We start from the raw sequence: 13,447 nt of genomic DNA, 5'->3' as shown, positions 1-13,447 counted from the left end.
CCGTCCATGTTACGAGCCGGTAGGAGTGCGGGACTTCCTGGGCTGGATGGACAGGTCCTCGCGGAGCCGGTCCAGCTCGCTGCGCAGGTAGTCGCGCGTCGCCACCTCGCCGACCGCCAGCCGCAGCGCCGCCAGCTCCCGGGCCAGGTACTCGGTGTCGGCCTTCGTCTGCGCCGCGCGGTTGCGGTCCTCGTCCAGGGAGACGCGGTCGCGGTCGTCCTGGCGGTTCTGCGCGAGCAGGATCAGCGGTGCCGCGTACGCCGCCTGCGTCGAAAACGCCAGGTTGAGCAGGATGAACGGGTACGGGTCCCACTGCAGCGACACCGCCGTGATGTTCAGCACGACCCAGACGACCACGAGCATCGTCTGCCAGAACAGGTACTTCCCGGTGCCGAGGAACCGCGCCAGCCGCTCGGACAGCCGTCCGAAGGTGTCGGGGTCGATGTTCAGCCTGAACCGGTTCTGGCCGCGGGGCTGGTCGAGCCGCCGTCCCGAAGTCAGCTCAGGCACGGTCTTCCTCCAAGGTGTCGTGCAGCCCGGTCTCCCGCCAGTCCTCGGGCAGCAGGTGGTCGAGGACGTCGTCGACGGTCACCGCGCCGATCAGGTGGTCCTCGGCGTCGATGACCGGCCCGCAGGTCAGGTTGTAGGCCGCGAAGTACCGCGTGACCTCGGCCAGCGAGGCCCCCGGTTTCAGCGGCGGGAGCCCGGTGTCCACGGCGCTGGCCACCAGCTCCGCCGGCGGCTCCCGCAGCAGCCGCTGGAAGTGGACGACGCCGACGTAGCGCCCCGTCGGCGTCGCAGTCGGCGGCCGGCAGACGAACACCATGCTGGCCAGCGCCGGTGGCAGCTCGGCGTTGCGGATGTGGGCCAGCGCCTCGGCGATCGTCGTGTCCGGGGTCAGCACCACCGGCTCCGGCGTCATCAGGCCGCCCGCGGTGTCCGACGAGTACTCCAGCAGCCGCCTGACCGGCGCGGACTCCTCCGGCTCCATCAGCTCCAGCAGCCTGCTCTGGTCGGCCGGCGCCAGCTCGGCCAGCAGGTCGGCCGCGTCGTCGGGGTTCATCGCCTCCAGGACGTCGGCCGCGCGCTCCTCGGCCAGGTAGGCCAGCAGCTCCTTCTGGTCGTCGTCCGGCAGCTCTTCGATGACGTCGGCGAGGCGCTCGTCGTCCATCGCGTCGGCGACCTCGTGCCGCCGCTTCAGCGGCAGGTCGCGCACCGTGGCGGCGATGTCGGCCGCGCGCATGGTGTCGAACAGCATCAGCAGCTGCCCGGCGCCCTGGGGCTGGCCGGTGAGGTCGGTGAGCCCCAGCCCGGCCACCTCCGACCACGGCAGCACCTGCATCGCCGAGCGGCGGCGGCCCAGGCCCACGCGCCGTTCGCGGATGGCGAGCTTGGCCAGGACCCAGTCGCGGGTGCGGGTCGGCTCCATCCCGGCGTCGACGACGGTGATCCGCGTGTCCGACCCGGCGAGCGTGGCGTGCGCGTCGAGCAGCTGGCCGAGCACCAGGACCTCGTTGGGCCGCTGGTTGAACTGGCGCATGTTGACCGAGCCGGTCGCGAGCGTCACGGCGGTGGGTTCGATCGAGGTGACCCGCAGCATCGGGACGAAGACGCGCCGCCGCGTGCTCAGCTCGACGACCAGGCCGAGGATCCGCGGCGGCTGCGCGTCGAGGCGCAGACCGGCGACCAGGTCGCGGACGCGGCCGATCGACTCGCCGTCCGGGCCGAATACCGGCAACCCGGACAGCTGAGCTGCGAAAACCCTGTTGACCCCGGCCATGCCGCTGACACTATCGGCTGGCCGCCCAGACAGCGATTTCCGGCACTGTGACGTAGGCCGGGTCGTCGCTGTCTTCGCCGGACGCCGTGTACTCCTCGAGCATCCAGATCCAGTTCTGCACCGCCCGCACGAGAGTCCAGGCCCGCGCCTTCGCGGCGTCCAGCTCCTGCGACGCGACGATCAGCGCGAACCGATCGTCCAGTGTGGACTCGGTGAAACGGTTCCAGAACAACGGGATGACGCCCCACTCGAGGTCGCCGGACAGCGGCTTCGGGTCGATCACCAGCCACGGCTCGCGCGTGCCGCCCAGGACGTTCTGGAAGTGCAGGTCCTCGTTCACGAGCAGTTCACCCGCCGACGGTCCCAGTTCGCGGCAGATCGCCACGGCGTCGTCGACGAGCCGCCGGTCGAACGGCCCGCCGAGCGCCGCCCAGCGGAGAGGGAGTTCATCGGTCAACCGCGCCGCTTCGTCGCGCAGCCGTCGCCGCATCGACGACGGCGCGGGAACGGCGAGGCGCCGCGCCAGCGAACCGATGAGCGGGATCGCCGAGCGCAGCGGGAGGTCGTCCAGGGTGCGCCCGGCGTCGAGCCGTTCGAGCAGCAGGACGCCGTCGTCCGGCGCGGACTCCAGCAGCAGCACCGCACCGCGACCGGCCCATGTGGACAGTGCGAGCGGCTCGTCGGCGGACTCTTTGTTGCGGCAGTTGCGCCAGCCCAGTTTCAGCACCACCGGTGTGCCGTCGGCCCGGCGCGCGGGCTGCACGACGCCGACGTAGCCGTGCATCGCCTCGCCCTCGAACGTCAGGCCCCACCTCCGGGCGTAGCCCGCGGCGAGGTCCGGCAGGGCCGCGAGCCACGGGACGGCCTCCGCGCCGAGCACCCGTGGTGCGCGGGCGGCGAACAGCGGGGGTACGCGGAGATCGTTCACCACCCCATCGTGGCGGCCGCGTCCAGTGCGTTTCGTCGGGGTCCGCACGAGCGTACGCTGGGATTTCACGGGATAACGCAACCCCGGGAGCAGTCATGGTGGTGGAGATTCTCAGCGCCGTCGTCGTCGCGGGTGGAGCCTGGCTCGCGGCCAGCGTGCGTGTGGTGAAGCAGTACGAACGCGGCCTGGTCTACCGGTTCGGCCGGGTGCGGTCGCGGATCGCGGAGCCCGGCCTGATGGTGCTGGTGCCGTTCGCGGACCGGCTGCAGAAGGTCAACATGCAGATCGTGACCATGCCGGTGCCCGCCCAGGACGGCATCACCCGGGACAACGTCACGGTCCGGGTCGACGCGGTCGTGTACTTCAAGGTCATCGACCCGGTCGTCGCGGCCGTCAACGTGCAGGACTACCGGTCGGCGGTCGGCCAGGTCGCGCAGACGTCGCTGCGCTCGATCATCGGCAAGAGCGACCTCGACGACCTGCTGTCCAACCGCGAACGCCTCAACGAGGGCCTGGAGCTGATGATCGACAGCCCGGCGCTGGACTGGGGCATCCACATCGACCGCGTCGAGATCAAGGACGTCGCGCTGCCGGAGGCGATGAAGCGCTCGATGTCGCGGCAGGCCGAGGCGGAGCGGGAACGGCGCGCGCGCGTCATCTCCGCCGACGGCGAGCTGCAGGCGTCGTACAAGCTCTCGCAGGCGGCCGCGCAGATGGCCGACACCCCGGCGGCGCTGCAGCTGCGGCTGCTCGAGACGGTCGTGCAGGTGTCGTCGGAGAAGAACTCGACGCTGGTGCTGCCGTTCCCGGTGGAGCTGCTGCGGTTCCTGGACGCGCAGACGCCGAAGCCCGCGGCCGCGGCACCCGCTGCCGAGGCCAAGCCGGAACCCGAAGCCGTGGAGGCGAAGCCGGAGGCGAACGGCCACGCGGCGCCGTCGCCGCGCAGCCCCGGCGACGCCGTGCTGCCCGCAGCCGACTAGTTCAGGTAGCCGTTGGCGCCGAGGATGATCAGGGTGGTGAAGAAGCCGACCCAGAGCGCGATCACGACGTAGCCGACGATCACGGCGGCCGTGGCCAGCCCGCGGCCGCCCGCTTCGCCGCGGTTCGTCTTGCTCAGCGCGATGTGGCCCATGATCAGCCCGGCGAGCGCCGTGATGCCGGAGCAGAAGCCGAGGATCGAGCAGACCAGGGCGCCGATCGCGAGGGCGTTGTCCTGCCCGCGCGGCGGAGCCGGGTACGGCTGCCCGTACGGCGCAGGCGGCGCGTACGGCTGCCCGTACGGCGGCGGGTAGGGCTGCTGGAAGGTCTGCTGCTGGAACGGCGGCTGGTACACCGGCTGCGGTTCGCCCGGAGCGGCGTAGGGCGTGCCGGGGATGTGTGCCGCGGGCGTCTCGAACGCACCGGGCGGCAGCTGACCGGGCTGCTCGGAGGTGACGGTGCTGTCGGGGGCGGCGGGGTTGTCGGAGGCGGCGGTGTTGTCGTGGGCGGCAGGGGTGTCCTGAGCGGCCGTGGTGCCGTCGATGGCCGGGTCCGGCACCGTCGTGTCGGACACCGCAGTGTCGGACGTGGTCGCGTCGGACGCCGGCGGGTCGTAGTTCTCCGGCGCGTACGGCGCCGGGTCGCCGGTCGGCGGCGGGTCGTACGCCGCGGTCGGGTCGGTGGCCGGACGGTCCTTGTCCCCGGACGGGTCGGTCATGACGAGTCCCCTCGATGCGTGCAGGGCTCCCACGTTAGCCGCTCGCCGGCCGCCGCCCGCGGGAGATCCACCGACCGTGACCGCCGGGAGCGTGAGCGTCCTCATAGCAGCGTTGCGGCTTTCGGGTCATACTCACCGGTAACCCAGCGCCGGGAGCGGCGTCGTACTCCGGAAAGGGAGCTGTGATGGCCCGTCTCGCCCAGACCGCCGGCCTGTCCGACGTGCAGTCGGAGATCCTCGCGACCGTCCGCCAGTTCGTGGACAAGGAGGTCATCCCGCACGCGCAGGAGCTCGAGCACGCCGACACCTACCCCGCCGACATCGTCGAGGGCATGAAGGAGATGGGCCTGTTCGGGATCACGATCCCGGAGGAGTACGGCGGGCTCGGCGAGTCGCTGCTCACCTACGCGCTGGTCGTCGAGGAGATCGCGCGGGGCTGGATGAGCGTGTCCGGGGTGATCAACACGCACTTCATCGTCGCGCACATGATCTCCCGCCACGGCACCGAAGCGCAGAAGCAGCACTTCCTGCCGCGGATGGCGACCGGCGAAGTCCGCGGCTCCTTCTCGATGTCGGAACCCGACCTCGGCTCGGACGTCGCCGCGATCAAGACGAAGGCGAAGAAGACCGGCGACGGGTACGTCATCGACGGCTCGAAGATGTGGCTGACCAACGGCGGCTCGTCCAACCTGATCGCGCTGCTCGTCAAGACCGACGAAGGCGCCGAGAAGCCGCACCAGAACCTGACGACGTTCCTGGTCGAGAAGCCCGAGGGCTTCGGCGAGGTGGCTCCCGGGCTGACCATCCCCGGCAAGATCGACAAGATGGGCTACAAGGGCGTCGACACGACCGAAGCGGTCTTCGACGGCTACAAGATCGGCGCCGACATGGTCCTCGGCGAAGCGCCGGGCAAGGGCTTCGCGTACATGATGGACGGTGTCGAGGTCGGCCGCGTCAACGTCGCGGCGCGCGCCTGCGGCATCGCGATCCGGGCGTTCGAGCTCGCGGTGGAGTACGCCCAGCAGCGCAAGACGTTCGGCAAGGCGATCGCCGAGCACCAGGCCGTGGCGTTCAAGCTGGCCGAGATGGCGACCAAGGTCGAGGCGGCCCACCTGATGATGGTGAACGCGGCCCGGCTCAAGGACTCCGGCGCGCGCAACGACGTCGAGGCCGGGATGGCGAAGCTCATCGCGTCCGAGTACTGCGCGGAGGTCACGCAGGACGCGTTCCGCATCCACGGCGGCTACGGGTACTCGAAGGAGTACGAGATCGAGCGGCTCATGCGCGAGGCGCCGTTCCTGCTGATCGGCGAGGGCACCAGCGAGATCCAGAAGACCATCATCAGCCGCGGCCTGCTGCGGGAGTACAAGTCCCGCTCGTGAAGTCCGGGACGCGCTTTGTCGTCGAATCGACAATTCCCGCCCGGCCTTTCGGGGTAAGCGGCTCGCACGGTCCGGGTGTTCTTGACAAGATGGACACCCAGGACCACGAGTGCGCAGGTGATGATGGTGAGTAGTCCCTTTGGCGGGGGCCGGGCGCAAGGTGGGCTGCCGCGGCTGCCGACCCCGCCGACCGGCTGGCCGATCGGGTCGTACGCGACCTACGGCGAGGCGCAGCAGGCGGTCGACTTCCTCGCGGACAGCGAGTTTTCGGTCGGTGACGTCACGATCGTCGGCGTCGATCTGATGCTGGTCGAGCGCGTCATCGGGAGGCTCAGCTGGGGCCGGGTCCTCGGCACCGGCGCGGTGTCCGGGGCGTGGTTCGGTCTGTTCGCGGGGCTGCTGCTCGGGTTGTTCGTCAACCAGGGCTTCGCGCTCCAGCTGCTGACCGGGCTGGTGCTCGGTGTGCTGTCCGGGCTGATGTTCGCCGCCATCGGGTACAGCATGTCGCGGGGACGGCGGGACTTCTCGTCGGCGAGCCAGCTGGTCGCCGGCCGCTACGACGTCCTGTGCCAGCCGCGCTCGGCCGAGCAGGGCCGGGAACTGCTCGCCAAGCTCGCTCTGAAACCGCCGTCCGCGAACGCCTGAAAAAGCGGGTCTTTACCAGGGAAAAATCACGATTCGGCGCGCGGTGCGCTGAATCGTTACCGATACTGCTTGCGGGGTGTGATCGCCCGGCATAAGTTGGCCGACACCAGTCGGGCGGCCTCGCCCAACCAGCGCGGCGGCCCGAGCACTAGCACGTCGGGGTGCTGGCGCGGTTCGCCTCATCGCGTCGCGGTGCCCACCGGGTACCGCGGTAACCGGCGTGCACGCGGGTGAGGAGGCCTGATGGGGAAGAGGATCGGCGCGGGCAAACGGGGACGCTCGCCCGGCCGCACCGCGGTCCTGCTGGGGGCAGGGGCTTTGGTGACGGGCATGCTGGCCGGGTGCGGGACGAGTTCCGGACTCAAGATCAATATCTACATGTCGCCCGAGGACAACTTCCAGAAGGTTGTCGACGCCTGCAACGTGAAGGCGGCCGGGAAGTACGAAATCGTCTACAACAAGCTGCAGCGCGGGGCGGACGACCAGCGGCTGCAGATGGCGCGCCGGCTGGCCGCGGGCGACACCGCCATGGACATCCTGGGCCTCGACGTCACGTGGGTCTCGGAGTTCGCCGAAGCGGGCTGGGCCGAGGAATGGACCGGCCAGAACAAGGTGGAGGCGTCGCAGGGCGTCCTGCAGGGGCCGCTGGACACGGCGACCCACAACGGGAAGCTGTACGCGGCCACGAAGAACACCAACGTCCAGCTGCTCTGGTACGACGACCGCGTCACGCCCACGCCGCCGAAGACGTGGGACGAGATGATGCAGCAGTCCCAGGAGCTCAAGCAACGGGGCAAGCCCTACGAGATCGTGTTCACCGGCGCGCAGTACGAAGGCCTGGTGGTCTTCTACAACACGCTGGTCGCGTCGATGGGCGGGCACATCCTGTCCGACGACGGCAAGTCCGTCGTGATGGACGACGGCGCCGTGAAGGCGCTGGAACTGCTCAAGAAGGTCTCGACCTCGGGGCTCACCGATCCGTCGCTGAGCAACATGAAGGAGGACGACATCCGGCAGGCGTTCCAGCGCGGCCAGGCCGCGTTCCAGCTCAACTGGCCGTACGTCTACGCCGCCTACGCCAAGGACAAGAAGGCCGACCTCCCGCACTTCAAGTGGGCGGTCTACCCGGAGGCCCAGGCCGGGATGCCCGCCCGGACCACGATCGGCGGGTTCGACCTGGCGGTGAGCACCTACTCGCAGCACAAGCCGGAAGCCTTCGAGGCCGCGTTGTGCCTGCGCAGCCCGGAAAGCCAGAAGATCTCCGCGATCAACGACGGCGTGCCGCCGAGCATCGAATCGGTGTACCACAACGACGTCCCGCTCGACCCGGGCAAGCCGGCGTCGGCCGACAATCCGAACATGGCGATCCAGTACCCGATGCGCGAAGCGATCCTCACCGCGCTCAAGACCGCCGCGGTGCGCCCGCTGACCCCGGCGTACCAGAACGCCTCGACGGTCATGTCGAAGGTCCTTTCGCCGCCGTCGGAAATCGACCCGCAGGCCACCGCGGCCAAGCTGCGCGAGCAGCTCGGTGACGCGCTCCAGTCGAAGGGAGTGATCCCGTGACCGTCCAGGACTCGACCCCGGCCGGGGCCACCGTCGCCGAGGAGGCGACGTCCCGCAAGAAGGCCAAACCCGTGCTCTCCGAAGGAAAGAAAGCCGAGAGAAGGCTCGGGCTGTGGCTGTGCGCGCCGGCGTTCATCGTGATGATCGCGGTCACCGGCTACCCGATCCTCTACTCGCTCTGGTTGTCGCTGCAGCGGTACGACCTGCGGTTCCCGGCGCAGCAGAAGTTCATCGGGTTCGACAACTACGCGGCCGTGCTGTCCAGTTCGTACTGGTGGACGGCGTTCGGCACGACGATGTTCCTCACCGTGGTGTCCGTGGCGATCGAGTTCGTGCTCGGCATGGCGCTGGCGCTGATCATGCACCGGACGCTCGTCGGCCGTGGCCTGGTCCGCACCGTCGCGCTGATCCCGTACGGCATCGTCACCGTCGTCGCGGCGTTCTCGTGGTACTACGCGTGGACGCCGAAGACCGGCTACCTGGCGAACCTCCTCGCCTCCGACGCGGCCCCGCTCACCGAGCAGTGGCCGTCGCTGTTCATCATCATCGGCGCCGAGGTGTGGAAGACCACGCCGTTCATGGCGCTGCTGCTGATGGCGGGCCTGGCGCTGGTGCCGGACGACCTGCTCAAGGCCGCGGCGATGGACGGCGCGACCGCGTGGCAGCGGTTCACGAAGGTGATGGTGCCGGTGATGAAGCCGGCGATCCTGGTGGCGTTGCTGTTCCGCACGCTCGACGCGTTCCGCATCTTCGACAACATCTACGTGCTCACCAACGGCGCGCAGGACACCGGTTCGGTGTCCATGCAGACCTACGACAACCTGGTCAAGGGCCTCAACCTCGGCGTCGGGTCGACGATGGCGGTGCTGATCTTCATCACGGTGGCGATCATCGCGTTCATCTTCATCAAGGTGTTCGGCACGGCCGCACCGGGTTCGGACAACGGGGGTAAGCGCTGATGACGATGGGAACCGTCACGACGGGCCGCAAGGTCAGGTGGGGCCTCGTCGACATCCTCGTGCTGGTGTTCGCGCTGGTGCCGGTGCTCTGGGTGATCTCGCTGTCGTTCAAGACCAAGGACACGATCACCGACGGGTCGTTCATCCCGCAGTCGTGGACCTGGCAGAACTACGCGGACATCTTCGCGACCTCGGAGTTCCTGCTGGCGCTGGTGAACTCGATCGGCATCGCGATCATCTCCACGCTGATCGCGGTGGTGCTGGGCACGATGGCCGCGTACGCGGTCGCCCGGCTCGACTTCCCCGGCAAGCAGCTGCTCGTCGGGCTGTCGCTGCTGATCGCGATGTTCCCGCAGGTGTCGCTGGTGACGCCGTTGTTCAACATCGAGCGGAACATCGGGCTGTTCGACACCTGGCCCGGGCTGATCCTGCCCTACATCACGTTCGCGCTGCCGCTGTCGATCTACACGCTGTCCGCCTTCTTCCGGGAAATCCCGTGGGAGCTGGAAAAGGCGGCGAAGATGGACGGCGCGACGCCGGCCCAGGCGTTCCGCAAGGTGATCGCGCCGCTGGCCGCGCCGGGCGTGTTCACCACGGCGATCCTGGTGTTCATCTTCTGCTGGAACGACTTCCTGTTCGCCATCTCGCTGACATCGACCACGGCGTCGCGCACGGTGCCGGCGGCGCTGTCGTTCTTCACCGGGTCCTCGCAGTTCGAGGACCCGACCGGGCAGGTGTGCGCGGCCGCGGTCGTGATCACCATCCCGATCATTGTGTTCGTGTTGTTCTTCCAGCGTCGCATCGTGGCGGGGCTGACCTCCGGTGCGGTGAAGGGGTAGCGCTATGGCAGAGATCGTGCTCGACAAGGTGTCGAAGAAGTACCCCGACGGCGCGCTCGCGGTGTCCGAAGTGGACATGACGATCGGGGACGGCGAGTTCCTGGTCCTGGTCGGCCCGTCCGGCTGCGGGAAGTCGACCATGCTGAACATGGTGGCCGGGCTGGAGGACATCACCTCCGGCGAGCTGCGCATCGACGGGCAGCGCGTCAACGAGAAGGCCCCGAAGGACCGGGACATCGCGATGGTGTTCCAGTCCTACGCGCTCTACCCGCACATGAGCGTCCGGGAGAACATGGCGTTCCCGCTGCGGCTGGCCAAGGTCGACGACAAGACGGTGCGCGCGAAGGTGGAGGAGGCGGCCCAGATCCTCGACCTGACCCAGCACCTGGACCGCAAGCCGGCCAACCTTTCCGGTGGCCAGCGCCAGCGCGTCGCGATGGGCCGGGCGATCGTCCGGAACCCGAAGGCGTTCCTGATGGACGAGCCGCTGTCCAACCTGGACGCCAAGCTCCGCGGCCAGATGCGGACCTCGGTGTCGAAGATCCAGAAGCAGCTCGGCACGACGACGCTGTACGTGACGCACGACCAGACCGAGGCCATGACCCTGGGCGACCGGGTCGTGGTGCTGCGGGCCGGGTACGTGCAGCAGATCGGCTCGCCGCAGTTCCTCTACGACAACCCGGCGAACCTGTTCGTGGCCGGGTTCATCGGTTCGCCGTCGATGAACTTCGTCCCGGCGACGCTGGAGAACAACGAACTGCGGAGTGCGCTGGGCACGACGCCGCTGACGGACCGCGTCCGGCAGCTGGTGGAGCGGGCGAACGCGCCCCGCGACGTCATCGTCGGCATCCGGCCGGAGCACTTCGAAGACGCGGCGCTGGTGGAAGCCGGCCAGAAGACGGGCGGCGCCACCTTCACCGCGCACATCGACGTGCTCGAGTCGATGGGCTCGGAGAAGTTCGCCCACTTCACGCTGGAGGGCGAAGCCGCCACCGCCGCGGAGCTGGCCGAGCTGGCCGCGGACAGCGGGTCCGCGGACGTGCCGGGCGCGGAGTCCCAGATCGTGGCCCGCCTCTCGGCGGAGTCGTCCGCGGCGGAGAACGCGGACCTCGAGGTCTGGTACGACGCGGACAAGATCAAGCTGTTCGACCCCTCGAACGGCAAGAACCTCACCTACGAGGACTGAGCAGGTCCGTGAAGGCCATCTCGGAGTTCCGGGATGGCCTTCACGGCTGTCCGGGGGTCGGGAGGCGGGGGAGGATCGACGCCGCCGCCGTGCGGGCCAGTGCGCACGTGGCGTCGCCCGCGGTGCCCGCGGTTTCGACGACGCTGATCTCCGCCAGCTCACGGCGTCCAGGCAGGCCCGGGGCCGGCTGGGTGGTGTCGACCAGGCAGAACGCGCCCGCCACGCGGACCCGGGCCTCGCGGCCACCCAGTGCCTCGGGTGGGCTGTCCGCGACCTCGGTTTCCACCGTCAGCTTGAGGCTGACCTTGCCGCGGATGCAGCTGTGCCCGGACAGGCCGGTCGTCGGCCGGCTGGCGGCCCCGGCGGCGGCGTCGAGGTCGTGGCTGTCGAGCAGGACGCACGGCGCGACCCGGCCCCACGAGCGGTCCGGGAACGTCAGCCGCCGGACCTTGTCCGCGGTGATCGCGTCCAGCGCCGAGCCGACGGCGGCGTCCGCGACGCCGCAGCGCGAGGCCTGGTCAGTGCCCGTGTCGGTGACCGACAGGTCGAGCCGGTTGCCGTCGGCGAAGGTGATCGCACGGGTGCACGCGCTGCGGTCGTTGAACATCGACTGCTGGATCGCGACGCCGTCGGGCACCTGCCCGAGGTAGGCGTAGGGCTTGATGTTCGGGTCGGAGTCGAACGCCAGCGGCCCGACGAGGATCGTGCGCGGGCCGAGCGTGGCCCGGCAGCTTTCGAACGTGGGGACGGCCACGGCGCCGGGCGCGACCTCGGGGACGTCCAGCAGGCTGCAGTAGTCGACGCTCCCGAAGTCGCCGAGGGCGGCGGAAGCGGTCAGCGGGGTGGGCCCGGAACTCTGCTCGGGCGCGGCCTGGGTCTTCGCGCAACCGGCGGCGAGCAGGGCGCAGAGCATCGCGACGACCAAGGATTTCGAACGCGGGTACACGGGGTGCAAGTATCACCACATCGGGCCGAAAAACCAGCCCTGACGGGGACATGTCTCACTATTGACCCGACATCGGGAGAAGAACGCGCAGGTCATCGGATTTCCGCCCGGACTTCGCATGGTTCCCCAGGCGGCTGAACGATTTTCGGATTTACCATCCCCTAAGGGAACGATCCTTCCCGCGAGCGATGCGGAAGCGGGTACTCCGGTGGTGAAGTAGCGGTATCGGAACTTCGAGGAAAGGGAAACGACGATGAGCGCACCGGTCACACGACGGCTGTCCCGTCCCCGCCACGGCCGCATGATCGGCGGCGTCTGCGCGGGCCTGGCGCAGCGGTACGGCATGAAGACCGGAACGGTCCGGCTGCTGGCCGTGCTGTCCTGCCTGCTGCCCGGGCCGCAGTTCGTGGCCTACCTGATCATGTGGGCGGTCATTCCGTCCGAGTGACGGAGGTGAGGAAGCCGCGCCAAGCGGTGGCCCCGACGGCGAAGTGCGGTCCGGCGGGGTCCTTGGAGTCCCGGACGGCCACGGCGGGAGAGGTGAGGGCCACCTCGACGCAGGCTTGGTTCTCGTCGCCGCTGTAGCTGCTCTTACGCCATACCAGGTCCACTGCACACCCCTACTCGCTCAGCCGGTCCGCGAGCCGGAGCAGGAGATTGCAGGATTCCGCCTCGCTCAGAGCGAGCTTACCGATGTCCTTGAATCGACGGGAAAGCTCGACGAGCTGGCCCGGCTTGACCAACTGCAGGGCACCGGCGGCGTGGTCCACGTAGGCGAGATCGCCGATTGTGTCCGGCGGGAAGCTGAGCAGCGAAAATGCGCCCCGCAACCCGCGGTACAGCCCGGTTTCGGCAGGCACCACCTGGACGGTGACGTTCGGCAACTCGGTCAGTTCGGCGATGTGCAGCAACTGAGCAACGAGCACGTGCTGCTCCGCGATCGGCCGCACCAGTGCGGTTTCGTCCACGATCGCGTGCAGCCGCAGCGGATCGTCGCCCTTCAACCGCTCGCAGCGGCGCATACGCACGTGCAGCTTGTGGTTGCGTTCCCGAGTGCCGTGGTGCGCGTACAGGGCGCGGGTGAAGCTTTCGGTCTGGAGGAGTCCCGGCACATACGCCAGCTCGAAGTTGCGGACCGAGACCGCCTCGGCCTCCAGCGCCGGGTAGCTGTTGGCCGACACCCCCTCGATCCGGTTCTGGTTGGGCCGCCGCGCTTCCCTGGCGATGTCGACCAACCGGACGAGATCGTCCTCGGGCACGCGATACAGCTCCGCCATCGCCCGCGCGTGGAGCGGGTGAATGGCTCCTTGCCCCTTCTCCAGCCGCGACAGCGTGCTCTTCGACAGATCGAGGTCCCCGCCGGCTTGCTCCAGCGTCAGCCCGGCCTGTTCCCGCCAGGCCTTCAGCTCTCTCCCGAGCTGCAGCCGCCTGATCGCCGGAACGCTGTAATACGCCAACCCGCGCACCTCCCCGTCAGCCATGATCGCGCGGGCAGCAGTGTCCGGGCGGGAGGGCGGCGC

15 protein-coding genes are annotated in these 13,447 nt (G+C 69.2%); 8 read left to right on the top strand and 7 right to left on the bottom strand.

Annotated elements, in window-relative coordinates; genetic code table 11:
* Window positions 1–9 precede the first annotated feature (9 nt).
* From CF165_RS17925 to CF165_RS17915, 3 genes are read right to left on the bottom strand one after another with little or no spacing between them, the layout of a single operon-like run.
* Window positions 10–510, bottom strand: coding sequence for a DUF1003 domain-containing protein (locus CF165_RS17925; protein ID WP_093948677.1), 501 nt, complete (start codon window positions 508–510; stop codon window positions 10–12).
* Window positions 503–1,780, bottom strand: a complete 1,278-nt coding sequence (locus CF165_RS17920; RefSeq protein WP_093948676.1) for a magnesium transporter MgtE N-terminal domain-containing protein — start codon at window positions 1,778–1,780, stop codon at window positions 503–505. Before CF165_RS17920 ends, CF165_RS17925 begins: the two co-directional genes overlap by 8 nt.
* A gap of 10 nt (window positions 1,781–1,790) precedes the next feature.
* Complete coding sequence (locus CF165_RS17915) at window positions 1,791–2,711, bottom strand: aminoglycoside phosphotransferase family protein (RefSeq protein ID WP_093948675.1); 921 nt, start codon at window positions 2,709–2,711, stop codon at window positions 1,791–1,793.
* A gap of 92 nt (window positions 2,712–2,803) precedes the next feature.
* Between CF165_RS17915 and CF165_RS17910 the strand changes: the two genes are divergently transcribed.
* A complete protein-coding gene (locus CF165_RS17910) occupies window positions 2,804–3,688 on the top strand; it encodes an SPFH domain-containing protein (RefSeq protein ID WP_093948674.1) in 885 nt (294 codons plus the stop codon).
* Here CF165_RS17910 and CF165_RS53420 read toward each other — a convergent pair.
* Entirely contained in the window at window positions 3,685–4,404 is a 720-nt protein-coding gene (locus tag CF165_RS53420; RefSeq protein ID WP_093948673.1) for a DUF4190 domain-containing protein, read from the bottom strand. The two genes, CF165_RS17910 and CF165_RS53420, sit on opposite strands and share 4 nt — an antisense overlap.
* A gap of 185 nt (window positions 4,405–4,589) precedes the next feature.
* On the opposite strand from CF165_RS53420, the gene CF165_RS17900 reads away from it, so the two are divergent.
* The 6 genes from CF165_RS17900 (at window position 4,590) to CF165_RS17875 (ending at window position 10,981) form a co-directional block, all read left to right on the top strand.
* Window positions 4,590–5,786: an acyl-CoA dehydrogenase family protein gene (locus CF165_RS17900; protein WP_093948672.1), complete on the top strand. Its 1,197-nt coding sequence runs from the start codon at window positions 4,590–4,592 to the stop codon at window positions 5,784–5,786.
* A 120-nt stretch (window positions 5,787–5,906) separates the two neighbouring features.
* Window positions 5,907–6,431 carry a YflT domain-containing protein gene (locus CF165_RS17895; RefSeq protein ID WP_167441494.1) on the top strand — a complete coding sequence of 175 codons (525 nt, stop codon included), beginning with the start codon at window positions 5,907–5,909 and terminating at the stop codon, window positions 6,429–6,431.
* A gap of 243 nt (window positions 6,432–6,674) precedes the next feature.
* Complete coding sequence (locus CF165_RS17890) at window positions 6,675–7,997, top strand: ABC transporter substrate-binding protein (protein ID WP_093948670.1); 1,323 nt, start codon at window positions 6,675–6,677, stop codon at window positions 7,995–7,997.
* Window positions 7,994–8,956, top strand: a complete 963-nt coding sequence (locus CF165_RS17885; RefSeq protein WP_093948669.1) for a carbohydrate ABC transporter permease — start codon at window positions 7,994–7,996, stop codon at window positions 8,954–8,956. The genes CF165_RS17890 and CF165_RS17885 overlap by 4 nt, the downstream gene beginning before the upstream one ends.
* Window positions 8,956–9,795 carry a carbohydrate ABC transporter permease gene (locus tag CF165_RS17880; protein WP_093948668.1) on the top strand — a complete coding sequence of 280 codons (840 nt, stop codon included), beginning with the start codon at window positions 8,956–8,958 and terminating at the stop codon, window positions 9,793–9,795. The genes CF165_RS17885 and CF165_RS17880 overlap by 1 nt, the downstream gene beginning before the upstream one ends.
* Window positions 9,796–9,799: 4 nt before the next feature.
* Window positions 9,800–10,981 (top strand): ABC transporter ATP-binding protein, encoded by a 1,182-nt coding sequence (locus tag CF165_RS17875; RefSeq protein WP_093948667.1) that lies wholly within the window; start codon window positions 9,800–9,802, stop codon window positions 10,979–10,981.
* Window positions 10,982–11,021: 40 nt separating this feature from the next.
* Here the strand turns inward: CF165_RS17875 and CF165_RS17870 are convergent, their stop codons facing one another.
* Window positions 11,022–11,894, bottom strand: coding sequence for a hypothetical protein (locus CF165_RS17870; protein ID WP_093948707.1), 873 nt, complete (start codon window positions 11,892–11,894; stop codon window positions 11,022–11,024).
* A 286-nt stretch (window positions 11,895–12,180) separates the two neighbouring features.
* Between CF165_RS17870 and CF165_RS17865 the strand changes: the two genes are divergently transcribed.
* Window positions 12,181–12,375, top strand: coding sequence for a PspC domain-containing protein (locus tag CF165_RS17865; protein ID WP_093948666.1), 195 nt, complete (start codon window positions 12,181–12,183; stop codon window positions 12,373–12,375).
* Here CF165_RS17865 and CF165_RS17860 read toward each other — a convergent pair.
* On the bottom strand, window positions 12,359–12,538 hold the full coding sequence (locus CF165_RS17860) for a DUF397 domain-containing protein (protein WP_093948665.1): 180 nt from the start codon (window positions 12,536–12,538) through the stop codon (window positions 12,359–12,361). The two genes, CF165_RS17865 and CF165_RS17860, sit on opposite strands and share 17 nt — an antisense overlap.
* A 9-nt stretch (window positions 12,539–12,547) precedes the next feature.
* Window positions 12,548–13,384 (bottom strand): helix-turn-helix domain-containing protein, encoded by an 837-nt coding sequence (locus CF165_RS17855; protein ID WP_158226795.1) that lies wholly within the window; start codon window positions 13,382–13,384, stop codon window positions 12,548–12,550.
* Window positions 13,385–13,447: the final 63 nt, after the last annotated feature.

It is taken from the genome of Amycolatopsis vastitatis, assembly GCF_002234595.1.
Lineage (GTDB): Bacteria > Actinomycetota > Actinomycetes > Mycobacteriales > Pseudonocardiaceae > Amycolatopsis > Amycolatopsis vastitatis.
Note: the sequence above shows the minus strand (reverse complement) of the source record. Positions and strands in the feature narration are given on the sequence as shown.